Origin of the sequence: Parabacteroides acidifaciens, from assembly GCF_003363715.1 — a bacterium.
In the GTDB taxonomy this organism is placed as follows: Bacteria; Bacteroidota; Bacteroidia; order Bacteroidales; family Tannerellaceae; genus Parabacteroides; species Parabacteroides acidifaciens.
The window spans coordinates 48,693-68,224 of the sequence record NZ_QREV01000012.1; the positions used below are offsets into that span (position 1 = coordinate 48,693).

Consider the following 19,532-nt stretch of genomic DNA (forward strand, 5'->3'; position numbering starts at 1 on the left):
ATTTGTCTTGTCTTATATATCCGATAAAGATGGTTATTTTTCTCAGAACCCGTACTTGATTGCCGCACTAATATAAGGGGAAAGCGAAAAATGCGGATCGAAATCTTTTCCCGTATCCTTAAAGAAGGCTTTTAAAGTACGGTCTGTATAGAACGCTGTCCGGTAAGGGGAGACGCCGAGCGTAACAGGGAGCGTCAGGTTTTTACCCAATACAAATTCCGGTTGTAGCCCGGCTACGATATATTGCTGGGTGAACATCTGCTTTTTATTGTCTTGTTCCGTAAAGGCAAGCATCCCGTCCATAGAGGCAATCAGTTTCAGGTTGAACAACTTGTTGAGCCGCATGCCGCACGACATCTCGATTGCACTCACCATGGATATTTCCACCGTATAACGTCCCGTAAGTATCCAGTTCAGGTAAAAGGCCGGGAAAACCATCGGATAACCGAACGTACTGTTCAGCATGATCCCTCCGCCCAGATCGAGATTCTCCTTCAGGTGGCAGACAAAGAGAACGCCTCCGTTTCCCATCAAGTCTTTGAAAGAGAATTTGGAGAACTTGCCGGCATCCGTATAAATCCCGATCCCGACGGAGGCGATCAACGACCATTTTTCACTGATCGGACGCGTATGCATCAGCCCGATTTGCACATCGAGGATGGAAGAGAGGTTTATTTCGGCGGCCAGTCCGTCGTTATTCATCGTCGTATATGATCCTCCGCACGTAATGCCCCATGCAGAGATCAATTTATCATGCTCGTCTGTTTTCGCAACGATCGGGATATTAAAGCCGGCCTGCACGACTTTGGCATCTCCTTTTCCTCCGGTCTTATTGTTGTCTACGTCCCGGAAATTTGTTGCAGACATATACTCTGCTTTCAGAAATGCCTGTGCCATTACCGGTTGGCTGCCTGTCAGGGCGGCAAGAATAAAACTTCCTACTAAATATTTCATACTCTTTCTTTATAACGTGTCTGCAAAACTATAAAAGTCTACAACGCTGTTATTTTAAAGAGATGAAAAGGGGAAATACATAGATGAAATACCTGTTTTAATATACTTTCGCCCGGATTTCTCCGGCATCGACCTTTTCTGTTTGTATCAGGATGATCGTGCCGGTCTGGTCGGCAAGGAAGACGCGGGGGATGGTGTTATCGGCAAAAAGGGAGTAGACTTTTCGTTCCGGGTCCATGAAAAATTCCATATCATAGCTGTGTTCCCGGAAATAGGCCGAGACTTGTTCCTCCGTTTCGTCGCGCGCAATCAGGAGGACACGGACGGACGGGTTGTCTTCATATTCTTTATATAGGGCGTTTATATCCGGAAAAGCCTGCTGGCAATCCCGACAGCTTGTGCTGAAGAATATGATCAGAACTGTCTTGCCTTTCAAATCATTTACCGATATCGTTTCATGCCGGTTGGCAATGCTGAACGCGGGTAACAGGTCGCCTTCCTTCAAGGCAAAGTTGCCGGAAGAAGGTACATCTTCCCGGACACAAGCCTGGAAAGATAACAGGCTGATTATGCAGAATAAAAGGTGTTTCATAGCGACAAATATATAGTTTAATCGTTATACTTCATATCTTGTTGCATGGTTATTTGTATATTTCCTGTATATTTGCCTCTCGATTTCTAACAAGAATAGTAAAATGGCAGAAGTTACACCTGTAGTCCGGTTTATGCTGATTGGTACATTGAATGCGCTGATTACGGTCACTGTAGTCTGGTTGATGATGGATGAATTCGACTGCAATTATATTGCAACGAATATCACCGCCTACATCATTGCCCAGATCAATAACTTCTTCTGGAGCAAATACTGGATATTTACTTCCCGCGAAGGGAAATTCCGCCGCGAGGTCCCCTTGTTCCTGATCGCTTTCGGTTGTGCCTATTTCGCCCAATTCCTTGCCCTGCTCGTGATGGTCGAAGTGCTCGACCTGAATGAATACCTGGCACAGTTCCTGGGGCTTTTCGTGTATGGAGCTGTCAATTATCTGATGAACAAACGGGTGACGTTCTTGCACCGGTAACTATAATATCCGCCACCTCCGCCCGTGCCTCCCGGATTAGATCGGCAGGGGCAAGCTGTATCTGCAAGCCCCGTTGTCCGGCGCTTACATAGATATGGTCGAATTGTTCGGCTGTGTGGTGGATGTAAGTCGGGAAATGTTTCTTCATGCCGATGGGGGAGCAGCAGCCGCGAATATAACCGGTAAGCGGGAGCAGCTCTTTGACGGGGATCATTTCGCAACTTTTGTTACCGGAGACTTTGGCGGCTTTCTTCAAATCGACCTCGTTGGCTCCGGGGATGACACAGACGAAATAACCGTTTTTATCGCCATGCAGGATCAACGTTTTGAAAACCTGTGCTACATTCTCGCCCAACTGAGCGGCAACGTGTGTTGCGCTCAGATCGTTTTCATCTACTTCGTAGGGAACCAGCTGGTAGGCTACTTTGGCCTTATCCAGCAGGCGTGCTACGTTTGTCTTGTTAATTTTCATTGTTTATATTCCTTTCATAGAAAGTTGAACCCGCTTGCGGACGAGATCAACGCTTAAAACCTTTACTTTTACATGCTGGTGGATCGAGACGACCTGGGTCGGATCGCTGACGAAACGGTCAGCTAACTCGGAGATGTGCACCAACCCGTTTTCCTTTATGCCTACATCGACGAAACAGCCGAAGTTTGTGATGTTCGTGACGATGCCCGGCAGGACTTGTCCCTCTTTCAGGTCTTCGATCGTCTTGACCGTCGGGTCGAAAGAGAACACCTGGATGGCCTGGCGGGGATCGCGTCCCGGTTTGTCGAGCTCTTCCATGATGTCGAGCAGTGTCGGCATACCGACTTTGTCCGTGACGTATTTTTTCAGGTCGAGCTTCTTCTTCAACTCCTTGTTGGAGATCAGTTCGGCAACCGTACATTTCAAATCTTTTGCCATCTGTTCCACGATCGGATAACTCTCCGGGTGTACAGCCGAATTATCCAGCGGATTCTTACCTTCCTGGATACGGAGGAAACCGGCGCTCTGTTCGAATGCCTTTTCACCCATACGGGGAACTTTCATCAGTTCGCGGCGGGATTGGAAAGGACCGTGCTCGGTACGGTAATCCACGATATTCTGCGCCAGCGTTGGACCGAGGCCGGAAATATAAGTGAGCAGATGCTTACTGGCCGTATTGACATTGACACCGACCAGGTTCACACAGCTTTCGACGGTCTGGTCGAGGCTCTTTTTCAGCGCGCCTTGTTCGACGTCGTGTTGGTATTGGCCCACACCTATGCTTTTCGGATCGATCTTAACCAATTCGGCAAGCGGGTCCATCAGGCGGCGGCCGATACTGACGGCACCGCGAACCGTCACGTCGTATTGCGGAAACTCGTCGCGGGCTATCTTGGACGCCGAATAGATGGAGGCGCCATTCTCGCTGACAACGAACACCTGCACCTTACGGTCGTAACGGATGTTGGTAATGAACTGTTCCGTCTCGCGGCTTGCCGTCCCGTTGCCGATAGCAATTGCGTCGATGGCATAGGTCGAAACCAGCTGGGCCACTTTTGCCGCAGCCTTGCCCTTTTCGTTCTGGGGCGGATGCGGATAGATGGCTTCGTTGTGCAGCAACGCCCCTTGTGCGTCGAGGCAGACCAGTTTACAGCCGGTCCGGTAACCGGGATCGACTCCCAACACACGTTTCTGTCCCAATGGGGGAGCCAGCAACAGTTGGCGCAGGTTCTCGGCAAACACGCGGATCGCTTCTTCATCGGCTTTCGCCTTGCTGAGATTGGCAAACTCGGTTTCGATGGAAGGCTTCAGAAGACGTTTGAACGAGTCGTCCACGGCGGTCGCTACCTGTTCGGAAGCTTCATTCCGTCCCCGTACGAAACGGCGTTTCAGGCGGTCCAGGCAGTTATCCGTATCCGGTGAGATGCCGACACGCAGGATGCCTTCGGCCTCTCCCCGTCGAAGTGCCAGCAGACGGTGCGAACTGGCCCGGTTCAATGGTTCGCTGAAGTCGAAGTAATCACGATATTTGGCTCCTTCTTCCTCTTTTCCTTTGATCACTTTGGAGGTGATGATTGCTGTGTGCGAAAAGGAATTACGTACGGCGTTACGGGCCTCTTCGTTCTCGTTCACCCATTCGGCAATGATATCGCGGGCTCCCTGCAAGGCTTCCTCGGCGTTTTTTACTTCTCCCTTTATGAATGCTTTTACCCGTGCGAGCAGGTTCGGTTCGTTTTGCATCATCACGACCTTGGCAAGCGGTTCGAGACCTTTCTTGCGGGCTATCTCCGCCTTAGTGACGCGCTTGGGTTTATAGGGAAGGTAGATGTCTTCTATTTCCGTACTGTCCCACGAGTCCTCGATACGCTTTTTCAGTTCGGGGGTCAGCTTCCCTTGTTCTTCTATAGAGGAGAGGATCGTCTCTTTTCTCTTTTTCAGCTCGGTCAGCTTATCCAGCTGGTCCTTGATATTTCCGATCTGTACTTCATCCAGTCCTCCGGTCACTTCTTTCCGGTAACGGCTGATGAAAGGGATGGTTGCACCTTCGTTCAGCAATCCGATGGTTCGCTCCACCTGTCCGGCGGGGATGTTCAGGATGCGTGAGATGAGTGCATGGAATGATGTGATCATATAGCTTTTAAATTCTTTATGTTTAAGTCGCAAAGATAATAGTTTGGCGTTTATTTAGCTTCCGCTCACGAGTTCTTTCTCTAAATATTTGCAAGTGACGTTTATTTTCAAGACATTTGTCACTCGAATGTTTTTCTTATCTCATAAAATTTTGCATATATGATGTCAGTCTTTCCTGATGAAAAAGTATTAGAACAAGAATATAAGGATTTATCCGGTTTGCTTTCAAATATCGTTAGTTCCGTCCCGATGTATCTCTTTGTGAAGGATACGGGTAATGATTTCCGCTATGTTTATGCCAGTCCGATGATGGAACAGTTATTTGGGCAGTATCACGGAGATATTGTCGGAAAAACTGATTTTGAACTATTTAACGATCCTGTAGTGGCACAAGCTTTCCGGGATAAGGATCTGGATGTGTTGAAAAGCCGGAAAACACAGCGGTTTATTGAGCAAATGATAGATAGGGAGGGTGTCCTTCGTTCGATCGATACGATGAAGATGTTGGTTCCCCGTGAAGGAAAAGCCCCTTATTTGTTGGGAATGTCCTGGGATATTACCCGTCAGCAACAGATCGAAGAGGAGCAGCAGGAAAACAACAAGCGTCTGGCTCTTTCCTGTCAGGCCGGGAAGATATATCCCTGGATTTGGGATGTGATCAATGAGACAGCCGAGCTCTCTTTTGCCAAAGACGGAGAGATTATTCATACGTTTATTACCCATGAGAGTTTTACTGAAAAGATACATCCGGATGAGCAACAAATGTACCGGGATGTGGTGAATGCTTTTGCACGGGGAGAAACCGATTCGCTCCGCCTGAGTTTCCGTTGCCATTATTTCTCTGACGAATATGTGTGGCTGGAAAAGATAGGGGAGGTCTATGAATATGATAAGGACGGCAAGCCATCCAAAGCAATTGGTATTCTGCGTGATATCACAGTGGACAAGCAACATGAGGAAGATGTCCGGGCCAAACATCTGGCAGAGGAAAGCGACCGGATGAAATCGGCCTTTATCGCAAATATGAGCCACGAAATCCGTACGCCGTTGAATGCGATCGTAGGTTTCTCTACTCTGCTGGCACAGGCCGATACGGAAGAAGAGAAGCAGGAGTATCTGCAGATTATCCAGTCGAGCAACGAGTTCCTATTGCAGCTGATCGGGGATATTCTGGACATCTCCAAGATCGAATCCGGCAAATTGGAGTTCGTGTACACTACTTTCCGCCTGAATGAGATATTCCAACCGCAGGAGCGGGCCTTTTCTCTTCGGGCCGAACCGGATGTGAAGGTCTGTTTCGAGACCGATGGCAATGATTATTATATCGAATCGGAAAAGACGCGGTTAACGCAGGTGATTACCAATTTCCTGTCTAATGCGATAAAGTTTACCTCTTCCGGTTCCATCCGCTTCGGATATAGGATTACGGAAACGGGAATTTATGCGTATGTCACAGATACGGGAACCGGTATCGCGAAAGAACATCTGTCATCTGTCTTTGACCGCTTTGTCAAACTGGATATGTTTAAACAGGGAACAGGGCTCGGGCTTTCCATCTGCAAAACCATTATTTCGATGTTGAAAGGGGAAATAGGCGTCGAGTCGGAGGTCGGAAAAGGGTCTACCTTCTGGTTTGCGATTCCCTGTACGCCAATAAAAGTTTCCTAATCCGGCTGGTTCAGCCGGATGATCCGGTCAGCCAGTAAACGCAGTTCTTCCGGATTGTGGGAGGAGAAAAGGACTGTTTGACCGCTTATGGCCTGCCGCTGGCGAATACGTCCGATAATCCGGCTGCACAAAGCTTCGTCCAATCCTTTGAACGGTTCGTCCATCAGCAGGAGCGGGGAAGGATAGGCGAGGGCGCGGGCGATTGCAACCCGTTGTTGTTGCCCGAAACTCAATTCATACGGAAAACGGTTTTCCAGCCCCTCTAATTCCATCTCTTTTAGTAAGGAAACGGCTTGCTGCAAAGCGGTCTCTTTCTTTAAATGAGCCGCTAAAGGGAAAGCGATGTTTTCTGTTATTGTCAGTTGGTCAAGCAGTTCCGGCTCTTGGAATACACAGGCTATCCCTTCTTTACAGGCCTTTTCGATCTCTCCTTGTGCCGGTTGCAAAATGCTACCGGCAAGATTGAGCAATGTTGTCTTGCCGGTTCCGGAAGGGGCTGTGATTCCGTAGACAACTCCTTTCTCAAAGGTATAGCTGAAATGGGACAACACAGGCTGTGTGCCGTATTGGAATGAAACATTGTCCATCCGGATTTCGCAACAACCCTCCGGTGCCGGCAATTCGGAGGTATGCTTGTTATAACATATAGGAAATTGTTGTCTCCCCAACCAACTGATTCCTTTATCGAAAAGATAACTGATCAGTATCGCGACAATCGTCCACGCCATCAGTTCGGGAACGGCAATGAAGACTTGCGCCTGTTTCATCTCTCCGCCGATACCCGGGCTGCATTGCGCCAATACTTCTCCCATAATAATGGCACGCCAGCCAAAGCCGGATGCAGAAGCGAGACCGCTATACAGGAATGGTTTCAATTGTGGATAGATGACTTGCGTCAACTTGTTCCACCGTCCGATCCGGAATTGGCGGGCCATGGTTGAAAGTTCTTTCCGCTGGTTGCGGATTCCTTTTGTCAGGTTTTCCGTAAGGAGCGGAAACATGGTCAGGAAAGCAATCATCAGGGGAATACTTTCCGGGCGGAGGAAAATCAGTGCCAGAAGGATAAAGGAAATAACCGGAACAGACCGCATGATTGCCAATAAGGGACGAAACAGTTCGTATATCCATTCCCGCTTATTGAACAGGAAAGCGATTCCCGTAGCAGCGATTAAAGAGATCAACATGCCTGTAATGCCCCGTAACAGAGTGGCTGCAACAGACTGATAGAACGATCCGGATGTGAAAAGCATAACAAGTGTCTCCAACAGGCGGGGCACGGACGGCACCAGATCCGGCAAGCCGACAAGCATTGCCAGCAGTTGCCAGGCGAGCAATAAAAGGCCAATCGATATGAGTGTAAAGACGCTTTTCTTCATGATCCGGCTATTTATAAAAGCCTTCGTCCGGGAGTTTCCCGCCGAGGGCTTTCGGTTCATATTCTTCTATCAATTGCAAGAAACGGACTATGCTTTCTTTTGCTTCGGAGGCAGGCTTATAATCGATCTTACACCGTTCGACGCTTTCGGGAGTCAGCATTCCCAGTGCGAAGACACCTTCTGTTTCCAGTATGCGGATCGCCTGTTCCGGATGTCTGGTTGCAAAGCGGCAGGAAGATTGGAGCAGGCTGTCTATTTCAGCCTGTTTCTCTTTCAGGGCAGGAGCATAGAGCACCGCTGTCTGGGCGAACCCGGAAAAGGCGGAATCCGGCCTGTTAAGGTCTGCCAGGATTTGCAGCGTGCTGTCCTTACGCAAAGCCATACTCAGGAATGGCTCCCCCAAGACGGCGTTGTCCACTTTTCCGGCCAGCAGTCCTTGCATCACTTCGCGCGCAGTCGTGAATGTATAATTTCGGGAATAATCGAGTTTATGCCTGTCGAGATAATAACGTGTGAGGATATCCGGCGTAGTTCCTGCACCGAATATATGCAAAACGGGCTTATTCTCTTCGGAAGTTTCTTTGGTGGGTTTGCCGACCAGGTAAAGAGTGCCCCATATCGGACATCCGGCCAAATGGTATTGTACACCTTTATTATACAGGTTGGCGGCGCTGATCATAGGCAGTACGGCAATATCGGCTTCTCCCTTAATCATTTCAGCCTGCATCAAGTCTGGAGAATCGACCAGCCGTACAACAACCGGCTTGCCGTCTATCTCCGGCGCATTTTCCATCCATTCCGCAAAAGCAATGGCAGACGGGCCGCGAAGGACGGAGACGCGTATCGCTTCGGCTTCTTTCTTCGGACTGTTACAACAGCATAAAATAAACAGCAAACAAAGGCATCTGAGAAATGTCATCGCTTCATAAGTTTCCGGCAAACTTAAGCAAAAACTTGCGATGGATAAAAAAGTTTCAACTTTTTCTACTTAGGAGAAACAATGTATTTTGTTGTAACTATCTGAAGATAAAGTAAATATAGAGAGTTTAAAAGATGCAGGTAACGATTTGGTGATGGAAGTCTTGCTTCGGGTTACACTGCTTTGCATAGTTTCAAATAACTCATATACAAATGTAGGCAATATTTAGAATATAGCAAAATATACTGCCATTTATTTCTGTACAAATCTGATTATTAACATATTATGATTTAAGGCATAACTTATTGATGCCTACTTGTTATAGAATAGCCGGGGACAGTGCCTCCCGGCTATTTTTTTGTCCCAAATTGGCGTTTTCTGTCTTTTTTTGGCGGTTGCTCAACGGTTGAGTAACCAATGGCCTTATAATATCTCCGTAATATTGCACCATAAACAATAAAAATAAGGTCATTATGAATAATAGAAGAACTGCACCGGGTGGACAGACAACCCACATGCTTAGTGCCATACTTGCCAAAGTTACCAACATTGAAAAGTTATTGGCTCCTGCCGTACATAATTTGCCGGACAGCGAGATACTGGATTCAAAAGGTGTGCACCTGCTTACCAAGATGTCGGACAGGACACTTTTAAGACGACGCAATGACGGGACACTCCCCTTTCATAGAGACAAGGGGAAGATATATTACCGCCGTTCGGACGTACTCCGTGCCATGTTGCTGGAAAAAGAAGAACACTCTAAAAAATAAGCGTTATGAAGAAGATGATTAAAATTGAAAGCGGTTCATTCGCTGCGCTCGTGAGAAGTTACAAGAAGTCGTTGAACATGTTGGCTGTCCTGCAACATATCTGTCAGGAAAATGACGTGGCGCTTTCCATGCTGCCCGATGAAGTCTGCGAACTGATAAATCTCGATCCGGCAGAGATTGAGAAACAGCGTTTGAGCGGACGTCTGCGTTTTGCGGAAGAAGAGGACGGAACCAGACATTATTCGATTGTGGATATAATCAATCTGAAAGATTTCGTTGACTGGAAAGTCATTAACAGACAGGTGAAAAGCCTTTCCTTTGAGGAAGTGGAATGACCGAGTGTCCTTTTCCCCATTACAGCCACACCCTTGTCATTTTCTGAAGGCTCTTTATGGTAAACTGCAGAAGTGGGGCCAGCGTATCTTTCGGGGCTTACCGCAATCTGCCGCGGGAAACTTAGGATATTTTTTCAGCCCGTTTGACGAGGGAGCAATATCCATTGAGGGTACGTGCCTTGCCTTCCGTGGTAGGTCCGGTGTACCGTCACTGCCGCCTGCCGGCTTTATGGTAAGCTGTATTTTCCGGTTCAACGTGGCAAGTTCTTCATTCAGCCGCTTGATTTCCGCATCCTTGGGCCATGAGGCCGCCACAATCTCCCGAAGGATCGGGATGTCTTTCGACAGCTCCGCGTTCTCCTTTTCCCGTTTCTCTATCATGGCGGGAATGCGTTCCAGCGCATTGATGAAGTTCATGACAGCCAGTTTCAGGTCTTTGGCTATATAACCGTTGTTGTAGGTATATTTGATACCGTCCAGTCCCTCGACCATGAACTTGTTCTGCAAGAACTCAGTTTAGTGGTTATGGACTGATTCAAACTCTATTTCCTCCCCCGAAGGAATATACGTTTGTCGGAACCGTGAAATATTGCCATAATGAGCTATACGCTTCAAATAGTTTTCTATTTGCAAATCACTCCACTTCAGAGTCCCATCAGCATTTCTTTCTTTTCGCAATGCTATAGCTAATAATGAAAATTCATTTTTGAGTGAAGTGTAGAATATACCCTTGTCATCCGTGTTGATACTAACCAACATTGAATGCTTCCCCTCTTTTGCATCTATGGAATGAAAATGGAAGATCGGATGCTGGTCGTATCTATTAAACCGACCTATCCGCAGATTGGATGTCGGATTGGTTTCAATCACTATTCCCTGCTTCTCTAAATTCCAAAGAATGGACTCTTGTACCTTGGCGACATCGGTGGCAAATGAAAGAGGAACTTGAATCACCGTCACTTTTTTCCCAATTCGATTGCAACATTCCGAATGATTATAATGCTCCCATAAATCAAATACTCTCTGTGGAGCAACAGCTGCAGGAGTTATTGGAGACCATTTAAAATAACGACCTCCAATATCCTCAGGCTCTTCAGAATTGTCTATCCAATCACCTCGCATATTCATGCTTTGCTGATAGTCGTTCATATCAGATGAAATTGCCGAATAGCCAAGTTCCGAAGATAATATGGAAAACTGACAATCAATTAGTAAGAGTGTTTGGGGATTAAGCCTTATATTGTTGGATGCGGCTGTGTATTTAAGCCACACAAGATTGTCGAGCAGTGTTTGTTTGGGAATAATGATATAATGATGCCGTTCTTCATAAAAATCAAATGGATTTACTCCCAAAGCCAGTGCATGACCGATACGGCATCCTGCAGAATAATTCATGAAATGTATCGTTTCGTCCACTGCTCTCAGTCCATCCACAACATCATAGAAGTCCTCTCCGACATGGTAGGTTAAGTTGGTCAATCCGTGTAATTTTGCATAACGAAAAAAAGGGGCGAACACTTCAGGTGGACATCCGAGTTCCGAACCGGCTGCGTCAAGTCCTGTCAAATGGGGACCATTACCCATAGAATACTCTCCAATTCTATTAATGATTTGGTTCATTTGTTTTTTTAGTGTTTTTCGTAAATCAGCATGTCGGCATGTGAATCCATTCTTCTGTTTATCTGCACCCTTTATAAAATGAGCGATTAAGGTTATAGATGGACAGTTATCACGTTTTAGAAAATCTGAATTTCCAAATATAGCTTGCTTATAATTCATCTTACGCACGCATCTTATACTATTGGGAGTAACTCGAGCCTCGAGATTGAATCTCAGTTTGTCTCCACAAGAAGTCTGCACAGCATATCTATAGGCAATCTCCCCAAAAGCTTTTTCCCATTTTTCTTCTTCCGTGCCCAAAGCCGATACCTTTTCATGGTCATAATCTTGAAAATTCACAAAACCTCTGAGGTCATTGGTTTGTACAAATTCTCGACGAACTTTGCATTTAATTACCAGATAGAGAAGCATAAGATCCGCATTCTCTCTTGCCCCATGTTCGTTATCGAAAAAACTTTTAAACCATTGATAAAGGAAATTTCTCTCACCATGATGTATCAAATAAGGGGAAGAAGGGATATCACTGATAAAATCCCGTGCATCAATAGCATAATCTATCTTGATTCCATTACTTGTTTCAAGGGCATTCTCTAAAAATGTAGCAATGAGAGGATTTAATGCTTCCAATTTATTATAAATCGAGTCTTCAGATTCAAGCATCTCTTCAACCATAACGCGAGTAATGGGACAAGTATCCTCATTCTCGGTAACCGACGCCCATAGCATTGCTCGAACAGTAGCGGCAATCACCGCCCAACAAGGAAGTGGATAATGGTTGTTACCCGCTCTGCTTATGAGGTCGTAGTCTTTCTTTGCACTTGATATCCAAAAAGTTCCTTTGTCCTTTTTTCGTCCCGGCATGTTCATTAATCTCAGCCAATTGAATTCGAACACATCGGTGGCTGCATTGATATGCGAATGTGTGTCAGACAACTCTTCATCAAGAATCGCATTAAGTCTCAGATTGTCGTGTTCAAGTACCATCGGCCACAAAAAGCGTTTTCTTTTGATACGGCATAGCGTATCATACCGTGCAAGCAATGGAAGAACCAATATATCCTCACCCACCTTAAGCGAAAGAGTACGCCATCTCAACAATTCGTTGAATCGAACAGTAGGATTGTGCAGACCGGCAAGATTAAGCACATGCTTTGAGAATTCTGTCATCAATAATAAAATGCGATTAGTCAAAGAGGATGTTTCCGGATGAATACCAAATTCAGCATCCGTACACCATGTATCATTAATCACTTCAGAAAGCAACGAAATATCTGTTCGGGTGAATGAGACATCCTTTCGTTTTATGATGTCTATCAGTATCTCGTTGATATCTATAGAGTCATCTTTTGTGATGTAATTTCCCATCAATTCAATTGGGAAATCGTACAGTAAACCTTCAATTGTATTTCTGATTAGATCCATTTATCAAATTCGGTAAAAACTTATACTTTCTTTGGACTTCGAGAGTTATAAAACGATTACTGCTGTACCGGCTCTCCATTTGACTCATTTTCATCCATGTCAACTTGCTGTACTTCTGCTTGTTGAAGCATTTCTGTCTGTTCAGATTCAGCAGGGACCACCACGTCTTCATGTATAAATATTTCGTTATATTTCCGTATGATAATATCTTCAGCTTCTTCTTTAGTATAATTTGTACCATCCGGTTTGTCAGGTACCCATGATTTCAATTCATCGTCATCCATCTTACTAAAGTAGGGGATAGTCTTCAATTTTTCCCTAATAGTCACGGGATTTTTTGCCCTGTGGATTGTTTTTAGAATTTCTTCCAATGAAAGATTATCAGGAGATTTTAGCTCTATATTGAATATTGAATCAAAAATACTCTTACATTTACTCCAAATATCCGCCTCTTCATCAGGGTTACTCTCACCGAAGTGAGTACTTCTGCGTTTCGGATAATGCTATCAGATAGGAGTCTATGCATCTGTGTACGCTCATTATTGTCCTCATAATTTATATATTGTCGAGAAACTGAACTTTTTTCAGTAATTTTGTGAAGCAACGAACCAGGATGATTAAAGATGAAACGATAAAAGTCATCGTTGACATAATAAAACTTCTTGTATGTAAGTTCCAGGTTTATCATATTGCCAAAAATCGACATGATGTCAAAGAGGTAATAGCCGGTAGTAGGATAAAATGTTCTATAATGGCATGCTTCAACATTATGACGCAAGAAATCCAACGTTCTCACTAAACTGATCGAATCCTTTGTTTCTGCTTTCTTTTGCGGCACGGCACATTTCGTGGTAAGAATGAAAAACTCAGCTGTATTAAGTCTTATGTTGAATTCCTTTATTTTCTTATTCTCTTCATCTGTCTTATTCTTTTTTTTCTCTAAATCCTCTATTTCTTTAAAACCGCCCCTTAACTCAGATAAAAAGCCGTTTAGTTCTTTACCACTGATGATTCTTATATCATAAGCGACTTCTTTTGAGGGTTTAGGAATAAAATCTCCCGGACAATAAGTGAAATAGCTGCCTCCTGTAAGAAGTTGCAATTTATTTGAGTGATCAAATCTCCTATCTACAATAGTGAGTCCTTTTTCTTCATCGTTAGTTTTAGGATAGACCATTCCTTCAAGTTCAGTAACTTGGTCGTATTCTTCATAAAGTTTTATTGAATAGAGACTTTTAAGAAAAAAGAGAAGCGCATTATCGTTTTCGCTCAAGACTTCACGCTCAAGTATAGAAAACAGATAAAAGAGGTCCCCCGCAGTAACATTATAACCAAAATTGTCAGTAGCACATATGCTTTTAAGCATTATGGTTTGTGGGGTGGTATCAACCTTAGAGGATTCTGATTTTGAATCAGAAATATTAGCTTCAGTATCCCTTATTTGATAATCATCCTCTGTCTGTTCGTGATAATCTTTTTTCAGTTGTTCCTCAAACCTTTTTGAGAGAATCGCGATTACTTCCTTGTTAAACGAAGTTCCGTAATCAAAAGTCACAAGACTATCAAGTTTGTTTTGTGTATTAATGTCAAATCGTTTTTTCCAAACTGTGAACAAATAGAGCTTGAACATATTCTTGTTTGTCTCCAAAGCATGCTTTTTTGTCGGTTCCCTTGAATCTGGAATTTCTTCCATTGCAGCGAGTAAAGCGATGAGGTTAAACAAGTCTCGAAGATTGTTCGGAACAATCGGAGATATGCTATCAGCCGGATTATAAAAAAGGTAACGAGTCCTATTGTATATTAATTCAAGTACTCCCTTTTTCATACTCTCCATCGTCATGATACCACCATTGCTTGTTGGCAACTCCAATTTAACTTCAGCAAGGCTGTAGGCTTTAGGCATCTCCACACGGCTGTTCACTGGAACCAACTTGTTGATATATTTTTTTGCCATTTCGGCTATCTCGTCAGAGTTGAATCCATTTGAATCTGAGGCTTTTCCTATATTAGGATTTTTTATTGTTGCCGCGAAAGCATTTTCCACCACATACTGCAACTGCTCTATTTTCAGACTGAGGAACACCACACATTGCGGTACGCACAGATACTTTCTGATTTGTTCACACATCCTGTATGCATGGGCGATATTCAGGTCGATGTCATCTATGGGGACAATCAAAATGTCAGCCCCCATAAAGTTTAGATACTCTTTTACCAATTCGGTAATCTGATCGCGTAATGTAATACCTGTGGCAAGTACCGCCAACCTATGCAAGTCGTTCATCGAGTCTATATCATCTTTTTGCAGGGTCAAAAGGGATGCATTCACTCTCGAAAAAGCTTCCAGCAGCTTGTTCTTTTTTCCATAATCAACCTTGCATTCTTCCTGCTTCCGACGATAGCTATTATATAATTTCCCGATAGTAATTTGAAGAATGTTGTGCGAGTCATCGAAAAAAGAAGGGTCAGTAACTTCTACGACTGAACATTTGGTATTAGCAAGATCCTTGCATCCTATTTTATCCACATACGAATATGCGTCAGATTTCTCTTTAACCTGTTCAATAATTCCTTGTGTCGTTGTCATACACGATGTTTTTCCTTCTCCTCGATCCCCGCAGAAAGCCACGCATTTAAGGGTTTGACTCTCTTTATCGCGAACAAAGGCATTCGTCAGTCTAAGAGCTTGCACATATTGGTCACGGAAAATAGAGTCGTCAAATCCAGCATTTTCCTTTACAATTTCTCTCTCTTGGCCAAATTTATATCTCAGTATCGGCATAATTATGATAGTTTAAGTATTCCTGTATCAATTTCTTTTTAGTACATGATAAAAATTGAAATTATATTTCTAAACATCTACATTTTAAATAGTTATTCTTTTTTTAATCCTTGATATTTAGTAATTTAAAAGAAAAGTTTATCGAATTTTCTCCATGAGAACTACTAAAAAACCCAAGGACTTAGTCAAAGTTAACCAAATTTTTCTGACTATGCAAGAGTATTTCGGAAATATAAGGAATCTGGCACGCATAAAGTTGATGACATACGTAATCCATGCCCTTTGCATTGTCCAGACTGTCAATCTTCACAAGTTGGCCGCGGCCATGCCTACAACCGTGGAACGGGATTCCACCATGCGAAGGCTTCAACGCTTCTTTGCAAAATACGCCCTCAATCTTGACCTTATAGCAAGGATGATTTTCAGCCTTCTTCCTGTCAGAAAGGAGATGGTTCTTTCCATGGACCGCACCAACTGGAAATCTGGAGAGCCAAACATCAACATCCTCATGCTCGGGATAACCTACAAGGAAATCGCTTTCCTGCTGTTGTTCAGGCTTTTGGACAAACGGGGAACTCCAATTGGATGGAACGCAAGGCTATTATATAGAGGTTTATCGACATTTTCGGTCCGGGACGTATCGATAGTCTCGTGGCAGACAGGGAATTTGTCAGCGAGGAATGGATTGCATGGCTTAACAAAAACAGAATACGGTACTACATACGGATCCGGCAGAACTTTTGGATCGTAAATCCGAAGTCCGGTGAGAAAGTTTGCGCATGGCATCTGTTCAACCGCGTCAGACTCAGTGAAGAACTTCTCCTCCATAATATCTGGTCGGTGCGCGGCTTAAGAACTCCGACGGAGAGCCTGAACTTCAGATTGAACATGCCATATAGACATACAAGGACAGATGGCAGATTGAGACTCTTTTCAAGGTCATGAAATCCTCTGGATTCAATATAGAGGATGCACATGAGGTACATTGATAGAATCAAAAACTCGTCGCGCTCGTGTGTATGGCTCTTGTATGGGCGTATCTTGTGGGGAATCATAAGAATATCAATATAAAGAAAATTAGGATATTGAAACATGGGCATCGTGCAAAGTCGATTCTTCGGATTTACCTTTGGCCCGGTTGGCTTTGACGTCCCACAAAGCGAGGGATACTTCTTTCTTACAACTGAAACCTGCTTGGGTTCCATTGATGGTGATGCGGCCCATAATCGGTGCTTTACCATTCTTTACTGCTTGATTTTTGGTGTAAAATAACACACGATACGTACTTCTCATAACTCAACTTTTTTTCTTCACAAATTTAATTACTGTTGAGTTATTTGATGTTAGGCAAAATTGGGTAACATACTGTAATATAATGCATTACGCTTTATCCTGGAGCATTTGGAGGCGAGTTACGATTTGGTAACGTAATTCCCGCCCAAATATGCTTTTCCTTGCTTTCTTTTCCTACCTTGCTAAAAAACATATTTTATAACTATTTAATTTTTAGCATGATTGCGCTATTTTTGCGTATCTTTTTGAAATACTAAGTTTCACAAACGGAAACTTTAGTTCCATGCCTATGAAACTTTAGTTCCCTCGTGAAGAAACTTTAGTTCCGTGCCTATGAAACTTTTTCTTAGTGCCCGAATAACTGATAATGGATGGGAAGCTGTGTGGAAAAGGGAAGGAACGTATATAAAAAATTAAAGGCTGTCTCACGACAACCCCTAACCAACTTTGTTAACCTTAAATCTAATACTATTATGAAAAAACCACAGTGCAAATATACGGGTATTCCTGTAGCTGTCAATAGATAATGTATTAAATTTTGTTCTTTCGCTTTTAATAAAAGCTAATATCTTTAAACTGCTTGTTTTTTATACGTCATCAGGCTTACCAAAACCATTGCAAGAACTGATAACGGCAATGCAAACAGGATCGGATCGATAGCAAACCAGGGATAAACATCGATCAGGACATCCCGGCCGCATAACATTTTGCAGAGGCCGACTGCACCTGCTTCCGCTTTATGAAGGAACAACATCGCAAAAAGACTTGCCAACGCCCCTGTCCATAAACTGGCAAGCGCTCCTTCCTTGGTCGCTTTCTTCCAGAAAAGGGAACAGAAGTAGGCGGGGAGGAAAGTAACGGCACAAACTCCCATGAACAGGGCTGTTCCGCGTGCGATAATACCCGCACTCAGCGTATAACAGATGATGTAACTGACCAAAATGGCACAAAGTACGCCGATGCGTACGCCCATTGTCGAGTTCGTGTTGCTCTTCTTATGTCCCAACCCGGGGAAAATATCGGCGCCGAAAGAGGCTCCCATGGTATGGAACTGTGCACTGAGCGTGGACATACTTGCCGACAGGATACACAACATAAACACGGCGCTGAACCATTCCGGCATCGCCCGGCCGATAAACAGCGGGATAATTTTGTCCATATCCTTGATCGCTTCGGAAGCAACCACGCCTTCCGTTTTCAGGAAAAACAGGTTCGACAAGGCGCCGACATGATAAATGGCTCCAACTGTTACAATCAGGAAGACACAGCCGATCAAGACACCCCGGTTCAACTGCTTGGTACTTTCCACCATCATAAAGCGTACCACCAACTGGGGTTGTGCCAAGCAACCAATGCCGACACCCAAAATGAGAGAAGTCACTAACGTGTACCACTGTGGAGATCCGGTTACCGGCATTGCCGTCCATCCCTGATGCCCCAACTCTTTAAAGCGTTCCGGAACGAGCGGAGCTATCTCCGTCAGCTTATGGTTGGCTTCGATAAAGCCCATATCCATCACCCGGTAGAACCAGAAAAGAAGGAACAGCATACAGGCAAACATGATAACCGCCTGCAGGGCATCCGTATACAGCACACCTTTGATTCCACCCGTGATCACATAGGCGGCAACAATAAGAGTGAAGATCAGCAAGGCCAGATGCAGGTCTATATGGAACATCTGTTCGATAAACACGGCACCTCCCTTCATCACGACTGCTGCATAGAGCGGCATACCGATAAAGATGACGGCAGCGATAAAAACCTGTATGGAGCGCGACTTATAATGAGCTCCCAATAGTTGCGGGAAAGTACGGGCATTATACTTCTCGCCTAATTTACGGGTGTTACGCCCGAAAACGATAAAAGCGATGACAACGCCCATGAACATATTCAACAAACACAGCCATTGGATTCCCATACCGAATGTGGCGGCAACACCCCCGAAGCCGACAATGGCGGATGCGGAGATAAATGTCGCCCCATAGGAAAGAGCCATGATGATGGGGTTTACTTTCCGTCCCCCCAGCAAATAGTCGCTGGCATTTTTCGTTTGTTTGTATCCGATGTATCCCAGCCATGCCAGGATAAACATATAGATGATTACTACGATACCTAAAGTCAGTGTATTCATTTTTCCGGCTCTTGTGAGTTAGTACTGTCTTCGTCGCCTTTATTCCAATGGGTTACGCCAAACCAAATGGAATAGAACAGGCATATTAAGGCTAACAGATAGGCAAGCCAGATGCCAGGGTCGCTAATTCCGAACATGTAAAGTTGTTTTATAGTTTAATCAAATCGCTTTCGCAAATATATTCCAGATTCTGGCGGCGGATCACTTCGCGGGCTGCTTCCCGGTTGTTTGTGCGCAGGATCAGGATCGATTTCTCTTTGACGGAGAAACAATACATATATTCGATGCTCAATCCGGCTTTAGTGAAGCAAGACAATGTCTGTGCAAAGCTGCCTGCACAGGAATCGGTGACGATTGCCAACACGTCGGTCAGGTTTGCACTGACATTATTACTTTTCAGGATTTTGTACGCTTCCTGCGGGTCGCTGACGATAATACGCAGGATACCGTATTCGGATGTGTCGGCAACGGTAGCAGCAATAATCCGTATCTTTTCTTCGGCCAGCATTGCGAGGATTTCACTGAGCTTGCCATATTTATTTTCCAGGAAAATAGAAATCTGATTGACTGTCATGACTGTG

Annotated in this window: 17 protein-coding genes and 2 pseudogenes; 5 read left to right on the top strand and 14 right to left on the bottom strand. The window is 44.5% G+C overall.

Going from position 1 to position 19,532, the window contains the following annotated elements; all coding sequences use genetic code 11:
• Window positions 1-42: 42 nt before the first annotated feature.
• Both DWU89_RS07225 and DWU89_RS07230 read right to left on the bottom strand, forming a co-directional pair.
• Window positions 43-954, bottom strand: a complete 912-nt coding sequence (locus tag DWU89_RS07225; RefSeq protein WP_115498973.1) for a DUF6268 family outer membrane beta-barrel protein — start codon at window positions 952-954, stop codon at window positions 43-45.
• A gap of 97 nt (window positions 955-1,051) precedes the next feature.
• The gene (locus DWU89_RS07230) at window positions 1,052-1,546 is read right to left on the bottom strand and encodes a TlpA family protein disulfide reductase (RefSeq protein WP_115498974.1); all 495 of its coding nucleotides are present in this window, start codon (window positions 1,544-1,546) and stop codon (window positions 1,052-1,054) included.
• 103 nt (window positions 1,547-1,649) lie between these two features.
• Between DWU89_RS07230 and DWU89_RS07235 the strand changes: the two genes are divergently transcribed.
• On the top strand, window positions 1,650-2,033 hold the full coding sequence (locus DWU89_RS07235) for a GtrA family protein (protein WP_115498975.1): 384 nt from the start codon (window positions 1,650-1,652) through the stop codon (window positions 2,031-2,033).
• Here the strand turns inward: DWU89_RS07235 and ybaK are convergent.
• Together ybaK and DWU89_RS07245 are read right to left on the bottom strand one after the other, a co-directional pair.
• Window positions 1,990-2,505: a Cys-tRNA(Pro) deacylase gene (gene ybaK, locus DWU89_RS07240; RefSeq protein WP_115498976.1), complete on the bottom strand. Its 516-nt coding sequence runs from the start codon at window positions 2,503-2,505 to the stop codon at window positions 1,990-1,992. The genes DWU89_RS07235 and ybaK overlap by 44 nt on opposite strands.
• Before the next feature lie 3 nt (window positions 2,506-2,508).
• Window positions 2,509-4,635, bottom strand: a complete 2,127-nt coding sequence (locus DWU89_RS07245; protein ID WP_115498977.1) for a Tex family protein — start codon at window positions 4,633-4,635, stop codon at window positions 2,509-2,511.
• 159 nt (window positions 4,636-4,794) lie between these two features.
• Here DWU89_RS07245 and DWU89_RS07250 point away from each other — a divergent pair, with 159 nt between their 5' ends.
• Entirely contained in the window at window positions 4,795-6,303 is a 1,509-nt protein-coding gene (locus DWU89_RS07250) for a PAS domain-containing sensor histidine kinase (protein ID WP_115498978.1), read from the top strand.
• On the opposite strand, the gene DWU89_RS07255 is transcribed toward DWU89_RS07250, so the two are convergent.
• Window positions 6,300-7,679, bottom strand: a complete 1,380-nt coding sequence (locus DWU89_RS07255; protein ID WP_115498979.1) for an ATP-binding cassette domain-containing protein — start codon at window positions 7,677-7,679, stop codon at window positions 6,300-6,302. The genes DWU89_RS07250 and DWU89_RS07255 overlap by 4 nt on opposite strands.
• A gap of 7 nt (window positions 7,680-7,686) precedes the next feature.
• A complete protein-coding gene (locus tag DWU89_RS07260; protein ID WP_115499027.1) occupies window positions 7,687-8,598 on the bottom strand; it encodes a substrate-binding domain-containing protein in 912 nt (303 codons plus the stop codon).
• A 473-nt stretch (window positions 8,599-9,071) separates the two neighbouring features.
• Between DWU89_RS07260 and DWU89_RS07270 the strand changes: the two genes are divergently transcribed.
• Both DWU89_RS07270 and DWU89_RS07275 read left to right on the top strand, forming a co-directional pair.
• A complete protein-coding gene (locus DWU89_RS07270; RefSeq protein ID WP_167451647.1) occupies window positions 9,072-9,368 on the top strand; it encodes a helix-turn-helix domain-containing protein in 297 nt (98 codons plus the stop codon).
• 5 nt (window positions 9,369-9,373) lie between these two features.
• Window positions 9,374-9,703 (top strand): hypothetical protein, encoded by a 330-nt coding sequence (locus tag DWU89_RS07275; RefSeq protein ID WP_115498982.1) that lies wholly within the window; start codon window positions 9,374-9,376, stop codon window positions 9,701-9,703.
• Window positions 9,704-9,757: 54 nt separating this feature from the next.
• Here DWU89_RS07275 and DWU89_RS07280 read toward each other — a convergent pair whose 3' ends face one another.
• The 4 genes from DWU89_RS07280 to DWU89_RS07295 all read right to left on the bottom strand — a co-directional run bounded on the left by DWU89_RS07280 (window position 9,758) and on the right by DWU89_RS07295 (window position 15,527).
• Complete coding sequence (locus DWU89_RS07280; protein WP_244205872.1) at window positions 9,758-10,210, bottom strand: hypothetical protein; 453 nt, start codon at window positions 10,208-10,210, stop codon at window positions 9,758-9,760.
• Between the two features lie 9 nt (window positions 10,211-10,219).
• Entirely contained in the window at window positions 10,220-12,745 is a 2,526-nt protein-coding gene (locus DWU89_RS07285; protein ID WP_115498983.1) for an amidohydrolase family protein, read from the bottom strand.
• Window positions 12,746-12,801: 56 nt separating this feature from the next.
• Window positions 12,802-13,029 carry a hypothetical protein gene (locus DWU89_RS07290; protein ID WP_115498984.1) on the bottom strand — a complete coding sequence of 76 codons (228 nt, stop codon included), beginning with the start codon at window positions 13,027-13,029 and terminating at the stop codon, window positions 12,802-12,804.
• A 113-nt stretch (window positions 13,030-13,142) separates the two neighbouring features.
• Window positions 13,143-15,527, bottom strand: coding sequence for a hypothetical protein (locus tag DWU89_RS07295; RefSeq protein ID WP_115498985.1), 2,385 nt, complete (start codon window positions 15,525-15,527; stop codon window positions 13,143-13,145).
• Between the two features lie 154 nt (window positions 15,528-15,681).
• Between DWU89_RS07295 and DWU89_RS21030 the strand changes: the two are divergent.
• A pseudogene (locus DWU89_RS21030) lies at window positions 15,682-16,648 on the top strand (IS4 family transposase); the annotation flags it as partial.
• Here the strand turns inward: DWU89_RS21030 and DWU89_RS07305 are convergent.
• From DWU89_RS07305 to DWU89_RS07315, 4 genes and pseudogenes are all read right to left on the bottom strand, one after another.
• Window positions 16,638-16,820: pseudogene (locus DWU89_RS07305) on the bottom strand (Arm DNA-binding domain-containing protein); the annotation flags it as partial. The pseudogenes DWU89_RS21030 and DWU89_RS07305 sit on opposite strands and share 11 nt — an antisense overlap.
• A gap of 571 nt (window positions 16,821-17,391) precedes the next feature.
• Window positions 17,392-18,951 (bottom strand): sodium:solute symporter family protein, encoded by a 1,560-nt coding sequence (locus DWU89_RS07310; RefSeq protein ID WP_115498987.1) that lies wholly within the window; start codon window positions 18,949-18,951, stop codon window positions 17,392-17,394.
• Window positions 18,948-19,088: a symporter small accessory protein gene (locus DWU89_RS20770; RefSeq protein WP_167451648.1), complete on the bottom strand. Its 141-nt coding sequence runs from the start codon at window positions 19,086-19,088 to the stop codon at window positions 18,948-18,950. Before DWU89_RS20770 ends, DWU89_RS07310 begins: the two co-directional genes overlap by 4 nt.
• 11 nt (window positions 19,089-19,099) lie before the next feature.
• Complete coding sequence (locus DWU89_RS07315) at window positions 19,100-19,525, bottom strand: acetolactate synthase (RefSeq protein WP_115498988.1); 426 nt, start codon at window positions 19,523-19,525, stop codon at window positions 19,100-19,102.
• Window positions 19,526-19,532: the final 7 nt, after the last annotated feature.

Bases quoted from the DNA above. Each gene is read 5' to 3' on its own strand.
- DWU89_RS07225 (WP_115498973.1), bottom strand. From the start codon at position 954: ATGAAATATTTAGTAGGAAGTTTTATTCTTGCCGCCCTGACAGGCAGC.
- DWU89_RS07230 (WP_115498974.1), bottom strand. From the start codon at position 1,546: ATGAAACACCTTTTATTCTGCATAATCAGCCTGTTATCTTTCCAGGCT.
- DWU89_RS07235 (WP_115498975.1), top strand. From the start codon at position 1,650: ATGGCAGAAGTTACACCTGTAGTCCGGTTTATGCTGATTGGTACATTG.
- ybaK (WP_115498976.1), bottom strand. From the start codon at position 2,505: ATGAAAATTAACAAGACAAACGTAGCACGCCTGCTGGATAAGGCCAAA.
- DWU89_RS07245 (WP_115498977.1), bottom strand. From the start codon at position 4,635: ATGATCACATCATTCCATGCACTCATCTCACGCATCCTGAACATCCCC.
- DWU89_RS07250 (WP_115498978.1), top strand. From the start codon at position 4,795: ATGATGTCAGTCTTTCCTGATGAAAAAGTATTAGAACAAGAATATAAG.
- DWU89_RS07255 (WP_115498979.1), bottom strand. From the start codon at position 7,679: ATGAAGAAAAGCGTCTTTACACTCATATCGATTGGCCTTTTATTGCTC.
- DWU89_RS07260 (WP_115499027.1), bottom strand. From the start codon at position 8,598: ATGACATTTCTCAGATGCCTTTGTTTGCTGTTTATTTTATGCTGTTGT.
- DWU89_RS07270 (WP_167451647.1), top strand. From the start codon at position 9,072: ATGAATAATAGAAGAACTGCACCGGGTGGACAGACAACCCACATGCTT.
- DWU89_RS07275 (WP_115498982.1), top strand. From the start codon at position 9,374: ATGAAGAAGATGATTAAAATTGAAAGCGGTTCATTCGCTGCGCTCGTG.
- DWU89_RS07285 (WP_115498983.1), bottom strand. From the start codon at position 12,745: ATGGATCTAATCAGAAATACAATTGAAGGTTTACTGTACGATTTCCCA.
- DWU89_RS07290 (WP_115498984.1), bottom strand. From the start codon at position 13,029: ATGGATGACGATGAATTGAAATCATGGGTACCTGACAAACCGGATGGT.
- DWU89_RS07295 (WP_115498985.1), bottom strand. From the start codon at position 15,527: ATGCCGATACTGAGATATAAATTTGGCCAAGAGAGAGAAATTGTAAAG.
- DWU89_RS07310 (WP_115498987.1), bottom strand. From the start codon at position 18,951: ATGAATACACTGACTTTAGGTATCGTAGTAATCATCTATATGTTTATC.
- DWU89_RS20770 (WP_167451648.1), bottom strand. From the start codon at position 19,088: ATGTTCGGAATTAGCGACCCTGGCATCTGGCTTGCCTATCTGTTAGCC.
- DWU89_RS07315 (WP_115498988.1), bottom strand. From the start codon at position 19,525: ATGACAGTCAATCAGATTTCTATTTTCCTGGAAAATAAATATGGCAAG.